At 44.5% G+C, this 25,139-nt stretch carries 27 protein-coding genes; 6 read left to right on the top strand and 21 right to left on the bottom strand.

The genetic code is table 11. From position 1 onward, the window contains the following. Positions 1-209 precede the first annotated feature (209 nt). From AXI57_RS03040 to AXI57_RS02990, 11 genes are all read right to left on the bottom strand, one after another. Complete coding sequence (locus AXI57_RS03040) at positions 210-563, bottom strand: hypothetical protein (protein WP_061669200.1); 354 nt, start codon at positions 561-563, stop codon at positions 210-212. A 14-nt stretch (positions 564-577) separates the two neighbouring features. Further along, positions 578-2,467, bottom strand: coding sequence for a DUF6792 domain-containing protein (locus AXI57_RS03035; RefSeq protein ID WP_061669199.1), 1,890 nt, complete (start codon positions 2,465-2,467; stop codon positions 578-580). Further along, positions 2,457-3,194: a hypothetical protein gene (locus tag AXI57_RS03030; RefSeq protein ID WP_061669198.1), complete on the bottom strand. Its 738-nt coding sequence runs from the start codon at positions 3,192-3,194 to the stop codon at positions 2,457-2,459. Before AXI57_RS03030 ends, AXI57_RS03035 begins: the two co-directional genes overlap by 11 nt. Positions 3,195-3,525: 331 nt before the next feature. Continuing rightward, on the bottom strand, positions 3,526-4,152 hold the full coding sequence (gene hisIE, locus AXI57_RS03025) for a bifunctional phosphoribosyl-AMP cyclohydrolase/phosphoribosyl-ATP diphosphatase HisIE (protein ID WP_061669197.1): 627 nt from the start codon (positions 4,150-4,152) through the stop codon (positions 3,526-3,528). Beyond that, positions 4,149-4,907: an imidazole glycerol phosphate synthase subunit HisF gene (gene hisF, locus AXI57_RS03020; RefSeq protein ID WP_061669196.1), complete on the bottom strand. Its 759-nt coding sequence runs from the start codon at positions 4,905-4,907 to the stop codon at positions 4,149-4,151. Before hisF ends, hisIE begins: the two co-directional genes overlap by 4 nt. Continuing rightward, entirely contained in the window at positions 4,904-5,641 is a 738-nt protein-coding gene (gene hisA / locus AXI57_RS03015) for a 1-(5-phosphoribosyl)-5-[(5-phosphoribosylamino)methylideneamino]imidazole-4-carboxamide isomerase (protein WP_061669195.1), read from the bottom strand. The genes hisF and hisA overlap by 4 nt, the downstream gene beginning before the upstream one ends. After that, a complete protein-coding gene (hisH, locus tag AXI57_RS03010; RefSeq protein ID WP_010790043.1) occupies positions 5,638-6,276 on the bottom strand; it encodes an imidazole glycerol phosphate synthase subunit HisH in 639 nt (212 codons plus the stop codon). The genes hisA and hisH overlap by 4 nt, the downstream gene beginning before the upstream one ends. Then, positions 6,277-6,861: an imidazoleglycerol-phosphate dehydratase HisB gene (hisB, locus tag AXI57_RS03005; RefSeq protein ID WP_003326779.1), complete on the bottom strand. Its 585-nt coding sequence runs from the start codon at positions 6,859-6,861 to the stop codon at positions 6,277-6,279. After that, positions 6,858-8,141, bottom strand: a complete 1,284-nt coding sequence (gene hisD / locus AXI57_RS03000) for a histidinol dehydrogenase (protein ID WP_061669194.1) — start codon at positions 8,139-8,141, stop codon at positions 6,858-6,860. Before hisD ends, hisB begins: the two co-directional genes overlap by 4 nt. After that, a complete protein-coding gene (hisG, locus tag AXI57_RS02995) occupies positions 8,138-8,779 on the bottom strand; it encodes an ATP phosphoribosyltransferase (RefSeq protein ID WP_003326777.1) in 642 nt (213 codons plus the stop codon). The genes hisD and hisG overlap by 4 nt, the downstream gene beginning before the upstream one ends. Beyond that, a complete protein-coding gene (locus AXI57_RS02990; protein WP_061669193.1) occupies positions 8,772-9,947 on the bottom strand; it encodes an ATP phosphoribosyltransferase regulatory subunit in 1,176 nt (391 codons plus the stop codon). The genes hisG and AXI57_RS02990 overlap by 8 nt, the downstream gene beginning before the upstream one ends. A 256-nt stretch (positions 9,948-10,203) precedes the next feature. Here AXI57_RS02990 and AXI57_RS02985 point away from each other — a divergent pair, with 256 nt between their 5' ends. Both AXI57_RS02985 and AXI57_RS02980 read left to right on the top strand, forming a co-directional pair. Continuing rightward, complete coding sequence (locus AXI57_RS02985; RefSeq protein WP_003326775.1) at positions 10,204-10,920, top strand: C39 family peptidase; 717 nt, start codon at positions 10,204-10,206, stop codon at positions 10,918-10,920. Positions 10,921-11,191: 271 nt separating this feature from the next. Continuing rightward, the gene (locus AXI57_RS02980; RefSeq protein WP_061669192.1) at positions 11,192-11,857 is read left to right on the top strand and encodes a pectate lyase; all 666 of its coding nucleotides are present in this window, start codon (positions 11,192-11,194) and stop codon (positions 11,855-11,857) included. A 19-nt stretch (positions 11,858-11,876) separates the two neighbouring features. Here AXI57_RS02980 and AXI57_RS02975 read toward each other — a convergent pair whose 3' ends face one another. The 5 genes from AXI57_RS02975 to hprK are packed head-to-tail and all read right to left on the bottom strand — an operon-like array spanning position 11,877 to position 15,764. After that, a complete protein-coding gene (locus tag AXI57_RS02975) occupies positions 11,877-12,395 on the bottom strand; it encodes an acyltransferase (protein ID WP_003326773.1) in 519 nt (172 codons plus the stop codon). 3 nt (positions 12,396-12,398) lie between these two features. Further along, a complete protein-coding gene (ppaX, locus tag AXI57_RS02970) occupies positions 12,399-13,052 on the bottom strand; it encodes a pyrophosphatase PpaX (protein ID WP_003326772.1) in 654 nt (217 codons plus the stop codon). Next, positions 13,049-13,987, bottom strand: a complete 939-nt coding sequence (locus AXI57_RS02965) for a nucleoside recognition domain-containing protein (RefSeq protein WP_003326770.1) — start codon at positions 13,985-13,987, stop codon at positions 13,049-13,051. Before AXI57_RS02965 ends, ppaX begins: the two co-directional genes overlap by 4 nt. Positions 13,988-14,010: 23 nt before the next feature. Next, a complete protein-coding gene (gene lgt, locus AXI57_RS02960; RefSeq protein WP_061669191.1) occupies positions 14,011-14,820 on the bottom strand; it encodes a prolipoprotein diacylglyceryl transferase in 810 nt (269 codons plus the stop codon). 11 nt (positions 14,821-14,831) lie between these two features. After that, the gene (gene hprK, locus AXI57_RS02955) at positions 14,832-15,764 is read right to left on the bottom strand and encodes an HPr(Ser) kinase/phosphatase (protein WP_003326768.1); all 933 of its coding nucleotides are present in this window, start codon (positions 15,762-15,764) and stop codon (positions 14,832-14,834) included. Positions 15,765-15,953: 189 nt separating this feature from the next. Between hprK and nagA the strand changes: the two genes are divergently transcribed. From nagA to AXI57_RS02940, 3 genes are read left to right on the top strand one after another with little or no spacing between them, the layout of a single operon-like run. Further along, positions 15,954-17,141: an N-acetylglucosamine-6-phosphate deacetylase gene (gene nagA, locus AXI57_RS02950; protein WP_061669190.1), complete on the top strand. Its 1,188-nt coding sequence runs from the start codon at positions 15,954-15,956 to the stop codon at positions 17,139-17,141. After that, positions 17,141-17,869: a glucosamine-6-phosphate deaminase gene (nagB, locus tag AXI57_RS02945; RefSeq protein ID WP_061669189.1), complete on the top strand. Its 729-nt coding sequence runs from the start codon at positions 17,141-17,143 to the stop codon at positions 17,867-17,869. The genes nagA and nagB overlap by 1 nt, the downstream gene beginning before the upstream one ends. Positions 17,870-17,882: 13 nt before the next feature. Beyond that, entirely contained in the window at positions 17,883-18,614 is a 732-nt protein-coding gene (locus AXI57_RS02940) for a GntR family transcriptional regulator (RefSeq protein WP_003326764.1), read from the top strand. A gap of 14 nt (positions 18,615-18,628) precedes the next feature. On the opposite strand, the gene AXI57_RS02935 is transcribed toward AXI57_RS02940, so the two are convergent. From AXI57_RS02935 to AXI57_RS02915, 5 genes are all read right to left on the bottom strand, one after another. Beyond that, positions 18,629-22,447, bottom strand: coding sequence for a metallophosphoesterase (locus AXI57_RS02935; RefSeq protein WP_238380161.1), 3,819 nt, complete (start codon positions 22,445-22,447; stop codon positions 18,629-18,631). A 211-nt stretch (positions 22,448-22,658) separates the two neighbouring features. Next, positions 22,659-23,018 (bottom strand): phage holin family protein, encoded by a 360-nt coding sequence (locus tag AXI57_RS02930; protein ID WP_061669188.1) that lies wholly within the window; start codon positions 23,016-23,018, stop codon positions 22,659-22,661. Next, the gene (locus tag AXI57_RS02925) at positions 23,019-23,213 is read right to left on the bottom strand and encodes a PspC domain-containing protein (RefSeq protein WP_003326760.1); all 195 of its coding nucleotides are present in this window, start codon (positions 23,211-23,213) and stop codon (positions 23,019-23,021) included. It lies immediately after the preceding gene. 4 nt (positions 23,214-23,217) lie between these two features. Beyond that, the gene (locus AXI57_RS02920; protein WP_003326759.1) at positions 23,218-24,312 is read right to left on the bottom strand and encodes a DUF4097 family beta strand repeat-containing protein; all 1,095 of its coding nucleotides are present in this window, start codon (positions 24,310-24,312) and stop codon (positions 23,218-23,220) included. Positions 24,313-24,335: 23 nt separating this feature from the next. Beyond that, complete coding sequence (locus AXI57_RS02915) at positions 24,336-24,662, bottom strand: hypothetical protein (protein ID WP_003326758.1); 327 nt, start codon at positions 24,660-24,662, stop codon at positions 24,336-24,338. A 217-nt stretch (positions 24,663-24,879) separates the two neighbouring features. Between AXI57_RS02915 and AXI57_RS02910 the strand changes: the two genes are divergently transcribed. Next, entirely contained in the window at positions 24,880-25,131 is a 252-nt protein-coding gene (locus AXI57_RS02910; protein WP_003326757.1) for a hypothetical protein, read from the top strand. The last annotated feature ends 8 nt before the right edge of the window (positions 25,132-25,139 follow it).

The raw sequence follows: 25,139 nt of genomic DNA, 5'->3' as shown, positions 1-25,139 counted from the left end.
TCCTGTTTCTCATACCTAGACTATACGTGGCGAGGACGGAATATAAACAAATCATAAATTGAATGATTTGTTAATTTCATAAGTATAAAGAACTGCTTACTAGATCATATCAATTCAGCAAAATTTTTTCAGCTTCTTTTTGTTATTCAACACAATATAAATAGAAAAATCTCCTACCCGGTATTCGAATAGGAGAATGTGAAGCTGTTCTAAAAGCCCTCTTCAGGCTTCTTTTTTTTATAATAAAGCGTTACATCTTGCACTCTTAGATCTTCAATAATGCTTTTATAAAGACTCACTTTATTGATATTTTCTTCTTTTATGGTTTTAAGTGCAGATTGCCGTTTTTCGCTTTTTGAATCAATTTCTTCTTTGATTTTGTCAATAATTAACCCTTTTTGCCCCTTGATTTCATCCTTTAATGTGGATTCAAATTGCTTTGTCAGGTGCAGAATATCATTGATCGGTTCATTAATCCGGCTAGCTTTGTCCTTCATTGGATCACTGGTTAAAAAATGATATGTCGTTGATATGACTTCTGTTTCCGAAAATATGGACGTCACTCTTACAATTCCCCCTATGGCTGAAAATCAAATAACTGAGAAATGATTTCATCTTTTTCAAATAATTTTTCAATACTCGTACGGATATCTTTTATAAAATGTCTTTTCTCGGTTGTTTGCTTTTTTAACTCTGCTATGATCGCATCGTTGCTTGGGAGGGCGGCCGTGTGAAATGATTCATGGACTGAAATTTTCTCTAATTTGTCAAACGGGTGGCCGTAACCCGCTGCAAGCCGAAATTGAAGGTCAAAGGCATAGCATGAGGGATTTTCTTCCATATGGTGAATTGCAGTCCTTAGCGCCAGTTTCTTTTCTGCGAAACTTTCTTCAATTTCATGGGTGAAGGTTCGCTGATAGCGGGTGATCGCTTCTTCTATTTCTTCAATAATCCTCATCCCGGCTTGATACATTCTGACAGCGGATGAGATGTTCACTTCAATCTTTTGTCCCTTTCCGCTTTTCCCCGTAAAATAAATGTCCGTTCCTTTATAACTGATGCCCTTTACTTTAGATAGTGCGTTCAGCATCGGAATGATGCTATGGCCTTCAATGATCATTTTTAATGCTTCTTTTGTTTCTGCATTCAGGGTATCTAAGGAGTCCCTTATATCTTGAACAGATCCCCACATTTTAGTGAGAATGTACATAGTTCCCGGCATATTATTCGTAGCCATCATGGCTAGAAGAGTTTGAAATTGGCTTTCTATATCACTCACACTATCATTGATTTGACTGAACTGTTTGTTAATCTTCTTTTTTTGCGTTTCATCGATATACCCATTTTCAGCAAGCTGATCCACAACTGATCCGCTGTTATTCAAAACGGTATGAAAAAATGTCAAAAAGGCAGGCATGTCTTTCCTAATGTGATTGACCATGTCCCAGATTTCATCATAGTGATTGAACACGACTCCAGATTTGGCTTTAACACCATCAGCTTTTATAATGTTTTCTACCAGCTCTATATCTATCCCAGTGGCAGCTTTTACAAATCCGTTTAATCCGCCTGACTTATAATCAGCCTCATATTTCTGCAAATATTTTTGAATGGATCTGACGTCTTCATCAGGTATGCCATCCATGATGTTTCTGATGCCTTTCACGTCAGCATTCGTATCCGTCATCTTCACGTCGCCAAACGTAATAAAGTCAGCCTTGCCGCTCACCCCGTAGAGCGGATCATCTTTGGAGATGCGCTGGGTGATGTTTGCTGTGACGCCTTTGTCTTTATAATATTTGGTGATGGCTTTATTTAGGTCGTTTTTTGATATTTCATTAATTTTTATTATATTAAATTTTCTTTTTAAATAATTGGTGAGTTTATAGTCAGCTTTTAATACATGATCAACGCTTATTTGTGCTCCATTAATTCCATAAACCTCATCAAACTCGCCATCTATTAATTGAACCAACACTTGATTATTATTTGCAAGAGAATGCCCCATTGCAAAAGTTTTTACATTTCCAGTGCCTTGCGTCTTTTTCTTTGCTTCAATAGTAAATTCCTTTGTTGCTTTGTATTGACTATCATCAATTCCTAAAAAGAGTCCAAAGAAGTTATATGTCCAGTCTCCATTATCAGCACTCCCCTGAGAAATAACGTGGAGTTGATTTCTTTCATTTCTATCATCGTTGATGTAGATAGCAGTTCCATCATATCCTGAATTCTTAATAACGGAGTCTTTATTTTTTAAAAGCTCTTTAGAAGTATATATCTCGATGTCTACCGGAAGTTCTTTATTAGTTTCTTCTTTATATATTTTTCGTACGTCTTTTTCAAAATCACTTTTAGCCTTTGCCAATTTCTTTATATTCGTTGTATCAAATTTATTTTTATAATTGTAATCTAGTTGGATAAGACGTAATTTCACGTTTTCATTTTCAAATAAATTTTTATTCATCAACTTGCTTCTCCTTCTTTGTTATGAAGGTTATTGAACGAATAAGCTTTTTGGCTTTTTCTCTCGCTTTTTGTTCTGTTAGAGAACATGGCTGATCGTCTTTGTGACATGCAAAAGTGAAATTATATTCTATTCCTAAATAATCCTGTTGAGTTGATTTTATAAATCCAAAATAATTGTAAGAAAAATTATATTTCCTATCAATGTCATCAAATACATCTTTCGTGTATGCAAAGTATATATCTTTTCCATGCTCGCTGCTTTTTTCATAGTCACCCTTATATCCATTTTGCCCGCTAACAATCTCCAACATCGTTTCAGGTTTATTAATATATGTTTGTTGGGAATAATATTTTACTTGAGCATTAAGCACAACGTTTGTTTTCTCATCGTAACTATTAAAAGCAATACTCTCTATATTTTTTTCATCATTTGAAGATAGCTCTTCTTCGTATTCCCCATCCTCCGGAAACAACATCCTAAATCCTTTTAACTTAGACTCAAGCAAATAATATCCGGGTTCCTCTTCCTTCGCCGACACCATATACTCTCTCGTCTTTTCATCCTGAAACGCCGGTACTTGCGGCAGGTCTTTCGAGTCCATATCTTTTGGTTTTATGGCTTCTGTTTTTTCGCCGTCTTGGCCGTTTTGGTTTTGCTTGTCATTCATACTGCATCCTCCTGTCAGAGCAAGTAATAAGGTAAAACAAATAAAAAATATCTTTTTCATTACGAACCTCCAAGGGGCTTGAGATAACATTCAAAGTCGTATAAAAACTGCCGCTCTTTTTACTCAGATGAAAAAATACTTCTAACGGCCCGGTTTTCAACTGATTAATTTATCCTTTTTTATGTTACATCATGGCAAAAATTAGATGAATAGGAAATTAGTCTTAATTTTATACGGCAGTATGTTGCTCTGCCTTTTGATGTACCAACATTTTCGGATCTGTTAAATATTTTGCAAATCACACGTATTACGAAACGTAAGGTTATTTTTACTTATATTTCTTGTGCATTCCAAAAAAAAGAAGCTGCAACCAAACGTTGCAGCTCCTTTTTTATTCAGACTCCGAATGGCGTTTCTGCAAAACCTCGAGCACATCATCCAGCGGGAGTGATTGTTCACGCAGAAGAACGAGCAGGTGATACAGCAGGTCAGCCGCTTCCCATTTCAATTCCTCGTGATCCCGGTTTTTGGCTGCGATGATAACTTCGGATGCTTCTTCTCCTACTTTTTTTAATATTTTATCAACACCCTCACGGAAGAGGTATGTTGTATACGCTCCCTCAGGCATTTCCGCTTCACGTTCCGCGATGACGCGCTCCAGTTCATTGAGAATGCTGAAGCGGCCGCCTGTCTTTTCCTCGCCTTGCTCAGAAGTGAAGCAACTGTAGCTTCCTTTATGGCACGCCGGGCCGGCCGGCTCCACAAGCAAGATAAGGGCGTCCTGATCGCAGTCATAGCGAATGCCCTTTACGGCTTGTGTATGTCCGGACGTCTCTCCCTTGTGCCATAATTCTTGGCGTGATCGGCTGTAAAACCATGTTTCTTTCGTTTCCAATGTTTTTTCGTAGGATTCTTGATTCATATACGCCAGCGTCAGAATTTCCTTGCTTGCAGCATCCTGCACAATGGCAGGGATGAGTCCATCCTCGTTAAATGTTAATTCATCTGCCCGTTTCATCTCACATTCACCCCGTGCTCTTTAATATAGGCTTTGACTTCTTTGATAGATGTTTCTTTGTAGTGAAAAATAGATGCGGCAAGCGCGGCATCCGCTTCTCCTTTTGTAAAGGCGTCAAGCATATGCTTTGCGTTTCCAGCTCCGCCTGATGCGATGACAGGAACAGGCACGGCTTGTGAGACCAGCTTTGTCAGCCTGTGATCAAAGCCTTTTTTCTCGCCGTCTGAATCCATGCTTGTAAGGAGAATTTCACCCGCTCCCCGTTTGACTGCTTCCTTCGCCCAAGCGATCACTTCCCAGTCTGTTTTCTTTCGGCCCCCATGCGTGTACACCTTATACGTATCTGATCCCCGGTCATACTTGGCGTCAATGGCAAGAACGATGCATTGCGAGCCGAAAAATTCCGCCCCTTCGGTGATCAGCTCAGGGCGAAGAACAGCCGCCGTATTCACTGACACCTTATCCGCGCCGGCACGGAGGATGGTTTTCATATCACTTAACTGATTGATGCCGCCGCCGACCGTGAAAGGAATCGCAAGCTTTGCGGCTACACTTTCCACGACATCAACCATTGTTTTCCGTCCTTCATGTGAGGCAGATATATCAAGAAAAACCAGCTCATCGGCGCCTTCCTTGTCATACGCCTCAGCCAGCTCTACCGGATCACCTGCATCTTTCAGCCCCAAAAATTGAATCCCTTTTACAACGCGCCCCTCTTTGACATCAAGGCATGGAATAATCCGTTTCGTAATCATTTGCCCTTCACCCTTTCAAGCGCTTCCGCTAACGTAAACTGCTTTGTATAAAGCGCTTTTCCGATAATCGCACCAGATACGCCGTCTGCCTGGCAGCGGGAGAGCGCTTCGAGATCTTGGACAGAGCTGACTCCGCCTGAGGCGATAACTGTCTTTCCTGTTTCTTTTGCCAGCTCAACCGTGCTGTCTATATTCGGGCCTGAGAGCATGCCGTCTGTCGCGATATCGGTAAAAATGAATACTTCCGCACCTTCATTCGCCAGCTCCTTCCCCAGTTCAGTCGCTTTCACGCTTGACGTTTCAAGCCAGCCTTCGGTAGACACTAATCCATTTCTCGCATCAAGTCCGATGGCAATCTGATGCCCATATTCTTTGAGCATTTGTTTGACGAATGGCGGATTCGAGACAGCTGAGCTTCCGAGGATAACACGGTCCACTCCTTTGGATAAATAATCATACACATCCGCTTCTGAACGGATGCCGCCGCCGATTTCGATTTTCAGATCAAGTTTTTGCGCGATCTCTAATACGTGGCGGTCATTCACTTTCTTTCCTTCTTTCGCACCGTCAAGGTCAACGAGATGAATCCATTCTGCACCTTCCTTTGCAAACAGGGATGCCATATCGAAGGGCGAATCTCCATAAATGGTTTCCTGATTGTAATCACCTTGGACGAGCCGTACACATTTGCCGTTTCTCATGTCGATTGCAGGATATAATGTAAAAGAACTCATTTCTTCACCTTCTGTTCCGCAGCCATTTTCGTAAATTGAACCAAGATAGACATTCCGACCGTGCTGCTTTTTTCAGGATGGAACTGGGCGCCGTAGACATTGTTTTTGCCGACGACCGCGGGGACGCAGACGCCGTAATCAGCGCTCGCTAATAATGCTTCATCTTCCACTCCGCTCATATAGAAGGAATGCACGAAATAGACGCAGCCTTCCTCAACACCTGATAAAAGCGGCGATTCTTGGTGAAAGGTAAGGCGGTTCCATCCCATATGAGGAACTTTCAGGCGATTTCCTTCCGCATCAGAGTCGTTCAGCCGCACCGCTTTTCCTTTCAATAAAGCAAGACCGGCAGTCTCCTCCCGTTCATCACTTTCTTCAAATAAAAGCTGCATTCCGAGGCAGATGCCGAGGAGAAGCTTTCCTTCACGAACAGCTTCGTGAATAAATTCATCAAGCTTTGTTTTTCGGAGGATGCCCATCGCATCCCGGAAAGAGCCGACTCCGGGCAAAATATACGCATCCGCTTTTCTCAGCTCTTCCGTCTTGTCAGAAACAAGGTACGGCACGCCGACACGCTCCAGCGCCTTTGACACGCTGTATAAATTGCCCATTCCATAATCTATCACGCCGATCATTTACAGCATCCCTTTCGTCGATGGAATCCCTTTGACACGGGGATCTATCGTTGTCGCTTCATCAAGCGCCCGTCCCAATGCCTTAAAAACGGCTTCAATCATGTGATGGGTGTTCGTTCCGTAATGAACAATGACGTGCAGGTTCATCCGCGCTTCAAGCGCAAGCTTCCATAAGAATTCATGCACCAGCTCTGTATCGAAGGTTCCCACCTTCGCCGCAGGGAAATCAACACGCATTTCCAAGTGCGGGCGGTTGCTCAAATCCACAACCACTTGCGCTAGCGCCTCATCCATCGGTACAAAAGCTGAGCCGTAGCGTTTGATTCCTTTTTTATCGCCAAGTGATTCGAGCAAAGCCTGCCCCAGACAAATGCCGATATCCTCCGTCGTATGGTGATCATCAATATCTACGTCGCCTTTTGCGTTGATTGACAGGTCGAACTGGCCGTGCTTTGTGAATAAGTCAAGCATATGCGTCATGAACGGCACATCCGTTTTGATATCTGACTGCCCTTCTCCATCTATTCCGAAAGCCAGCTCAATATCCGTTTCATTTGTTTTTCTGGCGCGTTCCGCTTTTCTCATTTTGAATTCCTCCGTTCTCTCGCTTCAATTGATCTGGCGTGCGCTTCAAGCCCTTCCAGTCTGGCAAAGGCCGCGATGCTCTCAGCCTGTTCTTCAAAGGCTTTTTGGCTATATGAAATAATGCTGGATTTCTTTTGAAAATCCGTCACATTCAATGGGCTTGAAAATCTGGCTGTTCCATTGGTCGGAAGGACGTGGTTCGGCCCCGCAAAATAGTCGCCGACCGGCTCAGGGCTGTATCGTCCTAAGAAAATCGCCCCGGCGTGTTTGATGCCGCCAATCAAGGCTTCCGGAGATTTTGTGATGATTTCCAAATGCTCCGGCGCCAGTGCGTTGACTGCCTCAACAGCTTCATCCATTGATTCCGCCACATAAATATGACCGTACTCTCTTATTGACGCCTCTGCTATCGCTTTTCGCGGAAGAGTGTCAAGCTGCTCGTTCACTTCCGATTGAACGGCTTGTGCAAGCGCTGCGGAATCTGTGACAAGCACAGCTGAACTGAGTTTGTCATGTTCAGCCTGAGACAACAGATCTGCAACGATCTCTTTTGGGACGGCCGTATCATCGGCCAACACGACAATCTCACTCGGTCCGGCAATCATATCAATATCCACGTCACCGAACACCTCTCGTTTTGCCAACGCGACATATATATTTCCAGGGCCAGTGATTTTATCTACTGATTCGATGGTTTCGGTACCGTATGCAAGCGCGGCAATGGCCTGAGCGCCGCCCATTTTGTAAATTTCCTTTATACCAAGTTCACTTGCTGCCGCCAAAACACCCGGAGAAAGCTGCCCGTCTTTTCCCGGAGGTGTAACGAGTACAATTCGCTCAACCCCAGCCGTAAGCGCGGGAATCACATTCATCAGTACCGATGACGGATAAGCTGCTGTTCCGCCCGGGACGTAAACACCCGCTGAATCGAGCGCCGTTATTTTCTGCCCCAGCATTGTTCCGTCTTTCCGATGATAAAACCAGGAAGACTGAAGCTGTCGTTCATGATATTCTTGAATGTTTCTAATCGCCTGCCGAATCACCTGTAAAAGCCGGTCGTCCAGTAAGCTGTATGCTTGTTTAATCTCCTCTTCTGTGACACGTGTATCGTCGAGACTGATGCCGTCAAATTTTTCTGTATAAGCTTTGACCGCTTGATTCCCATGTCGTCTGACATCTTCAATAATGGAACGGACGGTTTTTCTTTGTTCTTCCGTTCCGGCGTCAATGGAGCGCTTTAAGGAAAAACGATCGCCGCTGCTGATGGTTGTGATCTTCATTTTGCCGTTTCTCCTTCCACAACAAGTGACAGCCGGGACGCCATTTCATCAATCACAGTATCTTTCATGCGGTAGCTTACGGGATTGACGATAAAGCGTGACGTAATGTCACATATATGCTCTGTTTCGATAAGTCCGTTTTCTTTCAATGTTTGACCTGTGGACACGATATCCACAATTCTGTCTGCCAAACCGATTAAAGGGGCGAGTTCAATAGACCCGTTCAGCTTAATGATTTCAACCTGCTCTCCCTGTTCTCTGAAATAACTGGATGCGACATTCGGATATTTCGTGGCAATTCTAGGTGCGACACCGCTCCAATCTGCATTAGGAAGTCCGGCAACGGCGAGATGGCATTTGCTGATATTTAAATCGAGCACCTCGTATACGTCTCGTTCTTCCTCCAGCATGACATCTTTTCCTGCAATGCCGACATCAGCCACTCCATGCTCTACGTATGTCGTCACATCCATCGGCTTTGCCAGAATGAAACGCAGGTTTTCCACAGGAACATCAATAATCAGTTTTCTTGAATCTTCAAATTCTTTCGGCAGCTTATATCCCGCTTGCCGCAGCAAGCCTGCCGCTTCTTCAAATATCCGGCCTTTCGGCATCGCCATTGTGAGAACCTTACCCATTTTGCTCTTCCTTTCTGGCACCGATAAAGTATGTGATGTTAGCAAATGATTTCGTCATTTGATCAATATTTTCGATTCCTAATAAATCCTGAAGCACGATTTTTCTTCCTTTCAAACGCTCTTCTTCGGCAAAAGCAATCGCCTGCGCTCTCTGTTCCTTGCTGAAAATTACCGCATCCATTTCACATGTTTCGTCTTTGACATGCAGCGCTTCTATCATCCGGTCGATTCGAAGGCCGAAGCCTGTAGCCGGCGCGGGTGCATCAAAGTGTCCCAAAAGCTTGTTGTAGCGTCCGCCGCTTCCGACGACAAAGCCGACATTTGCCGCATAGACCTCAAACAAAATGCCTGTGTAGTAGCTCATATGGCTTACCATATTCAGGTCAAACCGGACGTTTTCAGTACAGCCGTAATCTTCGAGAATATCCCAAAGCGCCTTCAGTTCATCCACTACGCTTTTCCCTTGGACGGAGCCGACAATTTCTTCTGCCTTGGCGCAAATTTCTGTTCCGCCCCGCAATTTCAACAATTCCAGCAGCCTGCTTTTATCTATTGAAGAAAGCGGAAGTGATTTGACATGCTCTCTATAGCCGACATAATTCTTTTCATATAAGAATCGCCGCAATACGTCCGCCCGCTCTGCATTGCCAAGCACCTCGACAAACAGCGCGTCCGCAAGCCCCGCGTGTCCGATCGCAATTTTAAATGAACCGAGCCCCGTATTTTTCAATGCGCCGACCACCAGTGCGATCACTTCGGCATCCGCACTCGTCGTCCCGTCACCGATCAATTCCACACCGACCTGTTCGAATTCCGCGGGACGCCCGCCTTCCCGTTCCTGTGCACGGAATACATTTGCCGCATATCCGATTCTGAGCGGATGATCCTGCTTATGGAGCTTGGATGCCGCCACTCTCGCGATCGGTCCCGTCATATCAGGCCGAAGCACAAGCGTTTTGCCGTCTTGATCCAGCAGTTTAAATAGCTGCTGCTCTTCGATCGCAGACTGAACGCCAACCGTATCGTAAAATTCAAGCGTCGGCGTTTCCATAAATTGATAACCCCATTTTTCAATGATTTCAGTTAACGAGGAGCGTACCTTTTTTTTCGTTTCATATAATCCAGGCAATGTATCTCTCATGCCGTGCGGTTTTTCAAACATAAACATCAATCCGTGCACCTCCGAGTTCGATTGAAGGAAAATTCCGAATCCTTTAGTTCGCTAATATGATAATATGCTAACAGATAAAAGAATGAAAATCAATAACAGCTATTAATCTCATCACGCCCATATTTTTATCCTCTCTGTAAATATGAAAAATTGATGAACAAATCATTAAAGTCCTTGAACATGTCTTATTGCGAAAAGTTTGCATGCTATAATACAAACAAGCATTTTAGATAGGAAGAGACAGGAGAGTAAGATGAAAATACTGCGAACTTTATTTGTGCTCATTTTGATTTCTGCCGCGTTATTTGTCGGCTTTAAAATGTATACACAAGATATAACGATCCCTTTTTTTAATCAGGATAAAAGCAAAACGTTGACACTAAAAGGCAGCGCTTCTCCGCTTGATGTCGTGCTTTATAATCAAATGGATTCGCCAAAGCTCTATAACGGCTGTGAGGTAACTAGCCTTGCCATGGTGTTACATTACGCGGGCTACAACGTGTCAAAAAACACGCTGGCCGAGAATATCCCAACCGTTCCTCTGACTTACAGCAGCGGCTTGAAAGGGGATCCTAATGAAGGTTTTGTCGGGGATATGGAAAACGGCCCCGGTCTCGGCGTATACCACGAACCGATCTACAAGCTGGCCAAAAAATACGCTGGCAGCGATGTAAAAGATTTAACAGGCCAAAATATAAAAGCGGTTTACCGTGAGCTGGAGCAGGGACGTCCTGTCTGGGTCATTACCACATCTAAATTCGCTCCGGTTGATAATATTGAGACGTGGAAAACTTCAAACGGCAATGTGGATATCACATACAGCGTCCATAGCGTCGCAGTGACCGGATATGATGAGGATTATGTATATGTAAACGATCCGTACGGCCATAAAAACAGAAAAACAGACAGGAAGAATTTCGAGAAAGCTTGGAAGCAAATGGGCAGTCAGGCGATCGCCATTGAGAACTAGGCAAAAAGCGCGGGGATTCCGCGCTTTTTCAATTTGCATTCCGACTATATTCACCCATTAACCTTACAAAATAGAGATTAAGACAGTCAGTCATTTACATACATCGACACATTTTTTATTTTTTGTCAGAATATTCTTTACATTATAAACCCAAAATTTATAATAAAAAGTAGATTCACACATTGTTCTGTTCTAAATTGAGAAAAGCTAGAGCAAAGTGTGAAGCTTTTCTCAAATCATTTACAGTATATAAATTACGGGAGGATCAAAATTGAAAAAAATCGCTTCTATATTATTGATGCTCGGTCTGTTCATTGGTTTATGTCAATTCCAGCCTTCAACCGTTTTTGCTGCTGACGAAGTCGTGCAGCAAACAATTGTAGTTCCTAAAAATACAACGTATGATGGAAAAGGAAAACGCTTTATTGCAGGTTCTGCTTTAGGGGATGGGAGCCAGAAAGAGGGTCAAAAGCCAGTTTTTAAAGTTGAAGACGGCGCGACGTTAAAAAATGTCGTTCTTGGCGCACCTGCTGCTGACGGCGTTCACACATACGGCAATGCCAACATTACAAATGTCGTGTGGGAAGATGTCGGTGAAGATGCATTGACGGTGAAAAAAGAAGGAAAAGTAACGATTGACGGCGGTTCCGCCCAAAAAGCATCAGATAAAATTTTTCAGATCAATAAAGCCAGTACCTTTACAGTGAAAAATTTCACAGCGGACAATGGAGGAAAATTCATTCGCCAGCTCGGCGGCTCCACATTCCATACTGATGTCATCATTGACAGATGCACCATCACAAATATGAAGGAAGCGATTTTCCGAACTGACAGTAAAACAAGTACTGTCACAATGACAAATACACGCTATTCCAATGTCGGCCAGAAATGGATCGGCGTTCAGCATGTAACTGAAAAAAATAATACTCCATTTTAAAGGAAAGCCCGCCGATTTCTTAATCAGCGGGCTTTCTCATTCGCTCTTGCATTTCTTCCTTGGTATAAATGATCTTCATCGGGTTTCCGCCGACAAAGGCACCCGCGGGGACATCTTTATGGACCAGCGTGCCTGCTGACACAATGGCGCCGTTTCCGATTTCCACACCGGGTAAAATCGTGGTGTTTGCTCCGATCATAACTTCATCCCCGATAGATACGTTTCCGATTCGGTATTCTTTGATTAAATACTCATGAGCCAAAATGGTCGTATTATAGCCGATGATCGTATTGGTTCCGATGGAGATTTTCTCAGGAAACATGATGTCAGGCATTACCATCAGCGCAAAGGATGTCTGCTTTCCAATCTTCATCCGTAAACATGTACGGTACAGCCAGTTTTTCATTGCTATAAACGGTGTATATCTTGCTGTCTGGATGACAATGAAATTCTTCACGACCTTAAAAAAAGGAACCGTTTGGTAAACATGCCAAAGCGAATTGGCACCTGATACCGGATGACGATCAGTTTTTCTCACAGATTACTTCACTCCAACGATTTGTAATAGATCACTCATTTTTTCGAGCATGTAATCAGGCTGATGCTTTGCAAGCTCTTCCGCCCCTTTAATCGTCCAAGCGACTCCGGCCGTAGCCGTGCCCGCGTTTTTGCCGGCCAGTACGTCGTGGTAATTATCGCCGACCATGATGGCTTCGCCCGGTTTGCTGCCGATCTGCTCGAGTGCTAAAAGAACGGGTTCCGGATCGGGTTTTGGCATTTTGACATCATCCATTGTAACGATGACCTCAAAAAATTGGCCGAGATTTGTCAGCTTAAGACCCATATTGACAGTATCTCTAATTTTCGTCGTCACAATCCCCAGTTTATACCCCGCTTTTTTCAGTTCGTCAAGCGTCTCATAGACCGTCTCATACTCAGTTACAAGCGTATCATGCTTCTCATGGTTAAAGGCTCTGTACATTTGTATCATTTCATCACATTTTTCAGCATCCATACGCGAAAACGTTTCGAAAAGAGACGGGCCGATAAAGGCAAGCACATCCTCACGCGTAAAACGCTCCGGATAATAGTGGTCAAGCGTATGAAGAAATGACGCGATAATCAATTCGTTCGTATTAATAAGAGTACCGTCTAGATCAAACAAAATGGTCGTTACTTGTTTAGTCTCAGTCATACAGCTTCCTTTCCAACCATTGTCGGTTTCAGTTTTTTCCACGTATAGGCAATGGCCATTGTCAATAAGATAGCAGTGGTGACACGTATGAAAAGCAGCGGCCATACCGGTATGCCGAGCGGAATAAAGACGAGCGTATCTTCGACCACCGCATGGCAGGCAACGAGGAAAATAAACGCGAGCGTCATATCCCTCCTGCTCACACCGTCATCCTCGACCGCTTTAATCATTACACCCGCTCCGTAGGCAAGACCGATTGTAAGCCCCGCAACCATTGTCATTGACGTGTTTTTATTCATCCCGAGCATCTGCGTAAACGGAGACAGCCACTTCGAAAAAGTGTTCAGCCAGCCCAAGTCCCTCATAAACTGAATCACAATCATCAGCGGAATGACGATCGCAGCCAGCTGCAAGACGCCAAGCCCGGCTTTTGTCAACGCTTCCGTAAACATGGCGAGCCAGCCGTCAGGCGCTTCACTCTTTGGAGCGATGAAACCATATTGCGCTGTTTTCTGCCCGCCGTGCCACACCAGATGAATGATAACGGCCGATACTGCCGCCAATCCGATACGAACAGCCAATATCACGCCTATTTTGATGCCGACCTTTGCGGCGACTGTCGATTCAATAATTAAGTTATGACAAAATGAAAGCATTACAGCCAATATAAAGACTTCTTTGACTGATAAATCAAGGGTTAGAATCCCCGCAATTCCGGCATACAGATTCAGCATATTGCCGAGAACAAGCGGAATCGCCGCTTCGCCGGAAAGGCCGAATAATCCCATAACCGGGGAGATCAGCTTAATCAGCCAATCCATTACCGGCGTATGCTGCAGCAGAGTAACAAGCAGCGTCACCGGGAAAATGATTTTTCCAAGTGTCCACGTCGTATGAAGACCTGCCGCCAGGCCATCCCGAAAGATTTTCTTCATCCCCATCTCCCCTTTGAAATCGTCTACTCAGCGTATCTTTGCGCTGAATATCCCTTAGCCCGTCTGACGATGATCACAACGATTGCCAATACGATCAGAACAATCGAAATCACCTGCGCCATCCGCAGCGTATCAGTCAGCATTAAGCTGTCAGTCCGCATTCCTTCGATAAAGAAACGGCCGATCGAGTACCAAATGATATAACCTAAAAACAGCTCGCCCCTCCGCAGATTCGCCCGGCGGAGCCATAACAGAATGATCACGCCGACAAAGCTCCATAATGACTCATATAAAAAAGTAGGATGATAATATTGCCCGTTTATGTACATCTGGTTAATAATAAAGTCCGGCAAATGCAGACTTTCTAAAAATCCCCTAGTCACAGATCCTCCGTGCGCTTCCTGATTGACAAAGTTGCCCCAGCGGCCGATCGCCTGACCGAGCAAAATGCTTGGCGCTGCAATATCAGCAAGCTTCCAGAAAGAGAGATTCTTCACTCTGGAGAATACATACCCTGTCACAATCGCACCGATCAGACCGCCGTGAATCGCGATGCCGCCATTCCAGATCTGAATGATCTCCCCCGGGTGCTCAGAATAATAATCCCATTCAAATATGACATAATATGCCCGCGCGCACAGAATTGCAATCGGAATCGCAAACAGGACGAGATCAATGAAGGTATCTTTCTGCAAACCTCGTTTTTCACTTTCCTTTATCGCTATCCATAAGCCCAGTAGTGCGCCTATTCCAATGATAATCCCATACCAATGAACGGCAAAAGGCCCCAGTTCAAAAGCAATAGGATTCAGTGGTTTTATCGCTTCATTCATATTGCCAACTCCTATTCGTCTTGTTCGCCGTCTTCAATGACATCCGCCAGCTTGCTTGTGAATTGCTCAGCTGCGTTCAGGCCCATCCGCTTCAATCGGAAGTTCATGGCGGCCACTTCAATGATGACAGCCAAGTTTCTGCCGGGGCGTACTGGAATCGTCAGTTTTGTAATGTCTGTATCAATAATTTTCATCGTTTCTTCTTCCAGGCCGAGACGGTCATATTGTTTCCCCTGCTCCCAAAGCTCAAGATTCATCACGATTGTAATTCTCTTATTGCTTCTGACGGCGCCGGCTCCAAACAGTGTCATCACATTAATAATGCCAAGCCCTCTGATTTCAAGCAAATGCTCAATTAAATCAGGCGCGTTGCCGACAAGTGTATCCTGATCTTCCTGTCTGATTTCCACACAGTCATCCGCAACAAGGCGGTGGCCTCTTTTCACAAGCTCCAAGGCGGTTTCGCTTTTCCCTACACCGCTTTTGCCGGTAATCAGCACGCCGACGCCATATATATCAACCAGCACACCGTGAATCGCCGTGGTAGGCGCAAGCTTGCTTTCAAGGAAGTTTGTCAGTCTGCTTGACAGCCTTGTCGTTTTCAGCGGCGACCTGAGCACCGGCACTCCGTTTGTTTCGGACGCCTCTATGAGTTCAGACGGAATCTGCATATCTCTCGAAAGGATAATAGCAGGCGTCACATCCGTGCATAGTGAATTCATTCTCTGTTTTTTCTCATCTTTAGGCAGCTGTTCAAAGAAAGAAAGCTCTGTTTTTCCCAGCAGCTGCACACGTTCCCTCGGGTAATATGTAAAATATCCCGCAATTTCAATGCCGGGTCTTGATAAATCGCTCATCGTAATCGGGCGGTTAATTCCTTCTTCACCGCTGATTAGTTCTAAATTGAACTGTTCCATCACATCTTTTGTCCGAACTTTTGCCACGATATGTTCCTCCTGTTCCGGGCTGATCCAAGCTTGCTCACAATATATTTCATTTTATCACTTTCAAGTATGAACCTAAAACACATTTTATAAAAGACAAAGAAACAAGGTGAGCAGTGGTCTAGATAACTAGTCTTAAAAGGGGTAGAATAAAAGGTAACAACAGTTTCCTGAAAGGCGGGATGAACGATGGAAGAAAGTCTCCTCATCAGCAATGTTCATATTGTCACGGAGAATGCCATCATTAACAACGGTTTTGTCGGGATCAGACAAGGAATCATTACTTCCGTGTCAAAAGAAAAACCTGCTGAACCTTATGATAACGAAATGCACGCGCCGGAAGAATCGTTCCTGCTCCCAGGGATGATTGATATTCATATTCACGGCGGGTATGGGGCTGATACAATGGACGCAAGCTTTTCTGCTCTCCGCACATTATCCGCTCGTCTTCCTGAGGAAGGGACGACAAGCTTTTTAGCCACAACCATTACCCAAAACCATGAGCAAATTGAACAAGCGCTGCTCAATGCGAAGGAATGGAAGGCTGCTGAAGGCTCCTCGGCGCCAGGCGCAGATATGATCGGGATTCATTTAGAAGGCCCCTTCGTCTCCCCGAAAAGAGCGGGAGCGCAGCCGAAAAATTGGATCAGACCGGCGGACCTTACACTTTTTCAAAAATGGCAGCAGCTGGCGGACGGTTTGATTAAAATTGTAACGCTTGCGCCTGAAGAAGATAAGGACTTTGAACTGATTCGTTACTTAAAGGAACAATCAATCATCCCTTCAATGGGACATACCGATGCGGACTCAGAACTCCTATTAAAAGCCGCCGAAGCAGGAGTTCAGCACATCACTCACTTGTATAATGCAATGAGCCCGTTTCATCACCGCGAACCGGGAGTTATGGGCACCGCGCTTACACATGACGGTTTTTTCACAGAGCTGATCACTGACGGTATTCATTCCCACCCGTTAGCCGCAAAGCTGGCCTTCTTGGCGAAGGGCAGCAAAAAGCTTCTGATGATCACTGATTCGATGCGCGCGAAAGGACTTGAAGACGGTGAATATGATTTCGGCGGCCAAAATGTGACTGTCCGGGACAAAACAGCTCTTCTTTCTGACGGGACGCTTGCCGGATCTATTTTAAAGATGAATGAAGGCGCCGAACATATGCGAAGGTTTACAAACTGTACATGGATGGATATAGCGAATATGACATCTGCAAATGCGGCAAAGCAGCTCGGTATTTTCCACCGAAAAGGCAGCGTTGCAATAGGCAAAGACGCCGACGCCGTGATATTGAACAGCAAATGCGAAGTGCTCTTGACCATTTGCCGCGGAGAAATCGCTTTTCAATCAAAGGAGGCTGACTGGTAATGAATATATTCGAATGTCATAATTATGAAGATCTAAGCAAAAAGGCTGCCGACATTATAGCGGAAACAGTTCGCCAAAAGCCGGATGCCGTCCTCGGACTGGCGACTGGCGGAACACCGGAGGGCGTGTACCGTGAGCTGGTTCGGCTTCATAAAACAGAGGGTCTTTCCTTTAAAAACATTACAACGATTAATCTGGATGAGTACGCCGGAATTTCTTCCGAGGATCCCAACAGCTATCATCATTATATGAATACTCATTTGTTTCAGCATATCGACAGCGAAAAAAGCAGGCATTTTCTGCCTGATGGGAAAGCCGAGGACGTTGAAGCTGAGTGCGAACGATATGACAGACTTATTGACTCGCTCGGAGGCGCGGACATTCAGCTTCTCGGTATCGGGCAAAATGGCCATATCGGATTTAATGAACCGGGAACATCATTCAAATCACGCACCCATTCCGTGGAACTGAACGAACAAACAAGGCAGGCAAATGCGCGATATTTTCCTTCCATTGATGACGTACCGAAAAAAGCGATCACGATGGGTATTGAAACGATCTTGTCCAGCAAGCGCATCGTCTTAATCGCTTCAGGAAAAAGCAAAGCCGCCGCTGTAAAAACGCTTTTAGACGGCAAAATCAGTGAAGAGTGTCCTGCATCAGCGCTGCATTTACATCCTCATGTCTCAGTCTTGATTGATAAAGAAGCCGCTTCACTAAGACATTGAAAGGATCTGACACATGCACATTGATAAACAATCTCCCATTCCGATTTATTATCAGATTATGGAGCAATTAAAGAGCCAAATTAAAAACGGAGAGCTTCAGCCGGATGCGCCGCTGCCTTCTGAACGCGAGTATTCCGAACAATTCGGCATCAGCAGAATGACGGTGCGGCAAGCTCTGTCAAATCTTGTGAATGAGGGCTTTCTATACCGGCAAAAGGGACGCGGAACCTTTGTCAGCAGGCCGAAAATGGAACAAACGCTCCAAGGGCTGACAAGCTTTACCGAAGATATGAAAAGCCGCGGAATGGTGCCGAGCAGCAAGCTTGTTGACTATGAGCTTATTGATTCTACAGCCGAGCTGGCCGGCATATTGGATTGCGAACACCCGTCCAAAATCCACAAAGTCATTCGCGTCCGGCTCGCAAATGATATTCCGATGGCGATTGAAGCTTCCTATATTCCGTTTGACATGGCCGGTGAGTTACATGACTCGCATTTCCAAACATCCATTTATGAACACATCGAACAATACAACAGCTCGCCTATTTCTCATGCCAAGCAGGAGCTTGAACCGAGCGCGGCAACTCAGGAAGAGGCAAAATTGCTGGAGATCAAGAAGGGGGCGCCCGTTCTCCTGATCAAAAGAACCACCTACCTGCAAAGCGGGATTGCCTTCGAGCATGTAAAATCAATCTACCGGGGCGATCGCTATACATTTGTGCATTATATGGACCGGCTTAAATAAAAACATCTCCAATCCTAAGGATTGGAGACATGCCTGAAATCAAACTGATCGGGAGCTGGGCGCTGTTTTGCTTTCTTCGTAGCCAATTTCCAGATCGGTGATTTTGTTTTGCCGTTATATGCATCTTCAACGATTGTGTACCAATAATATATGGAATCCGGCTGAAGATTCTCCCACTCGAATTCTGCCGTATCTCCGCTTTTCACCTTCTCTTTTTTACCGAGAAGACTGTCAGTATACACATTTAATTCAAAGTAATCGGTTTCTACCTTTTTCGTTCGCGGCTTCAGCTTCATTCCAATAGAGAATTCATCCTTATTGCCGTATGTTTCGGTGTCATAATAATTCTGGTCATCCAGGTACGGGGAATAGGTTGATACATGCACTTGATCATTCGCTTGATCAAATTGCATGATCCGTACATAACCCTGTCCTCCCTCAGGCCCTCCTTGATAATCAGCCAGCATTTGATGGACAAGGCGGTCAGGCTTACCGTCCCCGTCATCATCAAGGGCATCCGTTTTTCTCATGGCGCTATGGTAATGGCCGCTTAACACCGCGACAACGTTTCGATTCGGTTTGACTACGTTTTTGAAAATTTTCTCTCCGATCGGGCTTCTGTTTCCGCTCACCAGCAAATATTCATGGAAAGAGAGAATCGCCGTACGGTCGGGATATTTTTTCAATACTTGATTGAGCCAGGCAATATCTTCATCTGTGATCCCCCAGCCCATATACAACATAATAAAATCGTTGCCGTTGCTCGATATTAAATCGTAATGGCCGCGATTATTTTTATACGATTCACCGTAATGCAGCTTCCCTTCAAAGCGATGGCTGCCGAAATATTTGCCAAAGGCTTTATAAGATCCGTCTTTATGGCCGACATCGTGATTTCCCGCTAATACGCCGTACGGAATGCCGCTGTCATCCAGCACACGCATCGACCTGTCGGCGTTTTTCCATTGCTTTTCCTGTGCAGAATCATCAACAATATCTCCTGTATGAAAGACATATTTAATATTGAGCTTCTTTTGATTATTTTTGATCCATGCCGTTTGCTTATCAAAAATGTGCGGATAGCTTTCCGCGTAATATTGCGTATCCGACATCCAGACAAAGGTGTACATATCCTTTGGCGCCGGGATTTCATCCTGTACAATCACATTCATTTTCGCATGTCTGACATAATCGGCGGCAGTTACAGAAGCCTTTAGGGTAAATTGTTTTTTGTCTTTTGCAACAAAGCTGTCTATCGCCTGCCATTGAAGCATCCGGTAATTCCAAGCATACATGGTCACTTTTCTTCCCGGCAGTGAGCTTCCCTTCCAGACTGCTTCTGTCACATCATTTCCGTCAATTGACGGATCAACCTCCACTTCAAACCGATGATAAGGAAATAGGTTCTGATGTTCAGTTTGTATCGTCTTTCCGTCAGCATCTGAAATCTGTTCCATCTCTCTATTTGAAAGCAGCGACTCACTTGGCGGTATAAAGCTTTTAGGCGGTTCAGTCAATGAAGCATGTGTAAAGACTTTCATGCTGCCGCGGTCACGCGCCGTATATTGAAAGCCCTGATAAAAGGAAATATCCATGTCGTCCTTTGTCGGATCTTTTACCCGTACAGAGACACGTGCTTTATCCTTCCCGGCTTTGCTTTCCACGAGTTCCGGCTGCTCAGGATGCTCTTCTTCTGTGGTAAACGTGCGCTCTGTCACCGTCTCATTTCCCGCCAAATCAACGGCTATTATTTTCAGCACGTGTTTTCCGGGAGCAAGCTCCGAACTCGATGTATGATAAGGCAGCGTAATATCTTCATTATCAAGTGAAGCCTTTACCTCTTCAATCTTGCTCCACTTATCATAAATATCGGCTTGAAGAACGACGTTTCCTTTATAGGTTTGTCCGCCGGTAACGTTCGGCTTAATTGCCGGTCCTGTATTATCCACCCGTACTGTCAGATTGAGCTCTTCCTTACCGTCGGAGGCTGCGATAAGATGGACTCCTTCAGACAGCTTTGCCGTGTCCAGCTCAAGCAAACGCGACGTAAACAGCTCGTCCGGGAGATGAAAATGAAACTGCCTGCTTTTATCTGCGCGCTGATTATCCCCGATAAATAGTTCCTTATTCGGTAAAATCCTTGAATCCCTGATGACGGTACCGTCTGATAATACCAATCGGACGTTTTTCACCAAGAAATCATCGCGATTTTCTGCCGTATCGAACGTGGATACCTTTGAACCCGATCGAATTGTGATACGCTGCTGCTGTTTTCCTTTTTGCAGGAGCGGCTCCGGCAGCGGCACGGAATATGTCCGGTATCGGTGAGTGGTGTCATCAAAAATTTTCAGCACCTTGTCTCCCATTATCACAGCATTTTTAAAATAGAGATTCGTTTTACGGGTGTCAAACGCAAAATACGCCTCCTTTTCCATTGATGGCTCTGTCTTTTGTTCTTTTCCGTCAATCCACAGCTTTATTCTGTCCGTTCGTTCATCAGACGTTGCCTTCAGGTATTGAATCCCAGATAATGTATCGCGATTTTCAAGATTCACCCTAAGTCCGTGCGACTTGCTTGTTTGCTTAATATCAACCATTTTGACCGGTGTTTTTGCTTCATTCGTCCCGTCACCCGCGGCCACGTAATACTCAAGCTGATCCTTTCCAATCAGTTCCGGGGAATAAACGATATAATGATACAAATTGTCGTTGCGGTCTTTTTCAGCAAGAATGCGCTTGAACGGCTTTGTCTCATCCGTCCGATAATAAAAGGCCGCCGTTTTGACAAGGCTGCGGTCGTGTATATCAGCCCGTAATTCAATGCTTTCAGCAGGACGGACAGGCTTGCGGTCGGTTAAATCCTCGATGACCGGCTTTTCTTTGTCGGGCATTGTTGTCCGTTTTTGCTCCGGCACCTGCGCCTGCAACACCGAACCCGGCGCAGGCTTTTTCTCTCCGATTGAGATATTCAGCAGCTCCGTTGTGCCGTTGAGCGGGTATTTGTAAAGCACCGATGACAGCCGCTGTAAGACATTTTTCCGATAATGCGCTACTGCTATATCTTTTCCCGTATTGGTTGATATGGCAACCGCGCGCGGCCGGGAATTGGCCATCCCTTCTGTGCCTTCGATAACAGTCAGGTTTTTTCCTTCAATCAAAGACGTACGATAGTACTGATTAAAATCATCCGCCGTTAATTCAGCACTTACTTGATTTTTCAGCCAAAAAACGTGCGACCCGCCTGATGGGATGATAATATGTTCATTTTCAGGCTTCCATATCAAGTCTGATTCAGGACCTTCCTTCGGGTAGCGGTACCGAATATTGTAATCTTTAAAATCAATGGACCTGTCAGTCGTGTTGTAAATCTCAATAAACTCAAAGCCATCGGCTCCCCCGGCGTTTTTCGTATCAATGGCAAGCTCTGTGATCAATAGCTCCGGAATATGGTCCAGATCAGCCCGATAGCCCTCTAGCTTCAGCTTCTTCGTGTCCGTTTCCACCTGCTGTTTTCCGTTGGAGAGCACGATATAATATTCGATCTCGCTATTCCATATAGACCGCTTCGGAATTCGCGCGATAAATTGCCGCAAAACCCCGGGACCGGCATCCATCGGCACCATCTTATAGCCCAGTTCATTACTTTGTTTATAAAACAGAAAGGCAGAAAAAGCTTGATACTCAGGGTCACGCACTTGAGCCTGAATGAGCAGGTTTTCCTTCATTTCAGACTTCACTTCAATTTGAGGAGGGTTTTCAAGCAGCGGTATGTAATGTGGCGTTTGGACAGATTCCTGTTTCAGAATAGGAAATGAAGGTCCGTTATTTTTCATTGGCAAAAAACCTTCGGCGCTCACAGCGGGAACAAAACCGAACAGGCTGATAAGAACCAAAATGAGCATTTTATATTTCACAAAAGCACCTCCCTCTGAATGTATTTTGCGTCGGGAGGATGCAGCTTATGTAGTTTTTTATGTAAATGCACCATTAAATTGAAATTTCTTTAAAAGACATAACAAAAAAGCCGCCAGATCGGCGGCTTTTTTATTTTTTTCCAAGCGGTTCTAAAATTCCTTTTTGAATCAGCAGATGAAAAACCGAGAGTACAATTGACGCCCAGATCGCCGTGCCGAAGCCGTCGATTTGGAAGCTGTCTCCCATCAGTGCCGCGGTCATCATCAAGGTAATCGCATTGATGATAAATAAGAACAGGCCAAGCGTCACCACTGTGACAGGCAATGTTAAAATGATTAAAAATGGCTTGACCAGCACATTCAGAACAGACAAAATGAGGCTGGCAATAATGGCCGCTCCAATACTGCTGACATGAACGGAATCAAAGTATCCGGCAATTACAATTAGTAATAATGCATTAACTAAAATGCTGACTGCCCATTTCACCATTTATCCGATTTCCTTTTCTGACGGAACGGCAAAAATCCATATGATATAAACAAGCGGAACGATTCCGCTTGTAACGAATGCTAAAATCACTGTAATAATTCTAAGCAGTGACGCGTCCATATTTAAGTAATCGGCAAGCCCTCCGACTACACCGGCTATCATCTTATTCTTTTTCGAACGATAAAGCTTTTTCATTTTATCACCTCTGTGTATGCTTTAGTTTAATAGCGCCTGTTAATGATTCTGAGAATATGGCGATGTTTTGATCATGTCCTTGATTTGAAGTAAACATCATTTCTTTTTGGATCGTTTCGTTTTTTTCTTTCAGCATCTCAACATCCAGCAGCTCGTGGGACAGTGAGCCGAGATTGCTTTTAAGCTCAGCCTTTACTGCAACGTCGCTTGGAATCGCAAGCTCCACATTGCCGGTCGTTGTTTTTGTATAAATCGAACGGCAATCAGGTTCTGTCACAGTGACCGCGATATTTCCGTTAAAACTTTGAACATCAACCGACTCGCTTCTTCCCCGTAAGTCGATCAATCCGTTAATGGTTTCAGCTTCTATCGTGCCGCAGCTGTGATTCGCCAGTTTAATTTGCCCGTTCGCCGTTTCAGCAGACGCTTTTTCAGCAGTTAAATGGGAAAAGGACAGTACACCGTTTGTCGTTTTGGCTGAGAACTCTTTTACATGTAAATGTTCCCCTCTTATCGGCCCGTTAAACAGTTTCACCCGAATCTTATCATACTGCTTTTGCGGAATGTATAAGGTCACATTCGTTTTCATCGTTTTCTTTTCTGTCCGGATGAAAAACTTGCTTCCTTTCGCTTCACATTCAATATGCTGGAGAAATGCGTCTCTTGCCGCTTCCTGGCTATCGGCGCGAAACACCTTCGCATGGCACTCAGCTCGGACATCGCTGTCGTCCCACGGCACGATATTGACGCTGCCGTTTGCGATTTGAAGCTCCAAGCTGGAAAAATCGGTTTCTTTAAATTGAAAAATATGCTGCACATCAAACGCATGCCCGAAATTCAAATCCAAGTCAACCTCTTTGACCTTTTTCACAGCAGAATCAATCCAGTCGAACAGCTTGGCGCCGATGGATGGCTTTTGTCCTTCTTTATTTGCGGCAAATGACTCATCCGCTTCATGAACATCCGTTGATAACGAAGTGATTTTGTTTTCTTTTTCTTTATATTCGCTGTCCAGCTTTTCTATAAGGGTGAGTGCTTCCTGGGCCGTCAGTTTTCCTTCTTCCACGAGCTTCAATATTCGTTCTTTTTCTTGTTTCATATTGATCTCCTCCCCTAATTTTCTTATGCCTGGCGTAAAACCTTAATACCTTGGATGACATTCCAAATGATAATGCCAATCACAATTAAGAAATAAACAATCGCTCCGCCGATCAAAAGAAATACCGGCATCATACTTTCTTCACCGGCGACAATCGCTCCGCCGATCAAAGCAGCAATGAGAAAGATCCATCCGAAAAAAGGGATAATATGAGAAACCAGAGAACGGACGGCGTGCCGCTTCGTCTCTTTCTCATCAACGACGAAATAAGCAACAATCGGAACAATGAGAGGTGCGATAAACACACTGAAATAACAAAGGGATGCTATCAATGCTTGATTACGATTCAATTCATTCACACTCCTATAATAATTGGCTGTCCGGGACCATTGGTCAGGGACCTTTTCCTTAGTTATACGTATGAAAGATGTTTAGGTTTCATTTTCATTCTATGGGCATGCTTCCATTTACGCAAATTTGTTTTTACAAGTTTTGAATGTAGATTCTTTCACCTGTACCCTTTACAATATGTAAAAAAGCTGATCGTAATCAAGGAGGGTGAAAATAATGCAAAAGAAACCTGGTGATTATACAGTAACACAAGATTCACTTTTAAAACTGATGCATGAACAAAAAAGAATGAACCGCGAAATGATCGCTGAGCTTGAACAAATTAACGCGCCTCTGCCCATCTCTCATGATATTCAATATATAAAAGTGCTTCTGGACAGCAGCAGCACACATATCCTTCATGATTTAATGGACTTAAGCCGGCAGCTCAAAGACGAAGACCGCCATCTGCATAAAAAAACCCTCTAAAAAGAGGG

It is taken from the genome of Bacillus atrophaeus, from assembly GCF_001584335.1.
Lineage (GTDB): Bacteria > Bacillota > Bacilli > Bacillales > Bacillaceae > Bacillus > Bacillus atrophaeus.
Note: the sequence above shows the minus strand (reverse complement) of the source record. Positions and strands in the feature narration are given on the sequence as shown.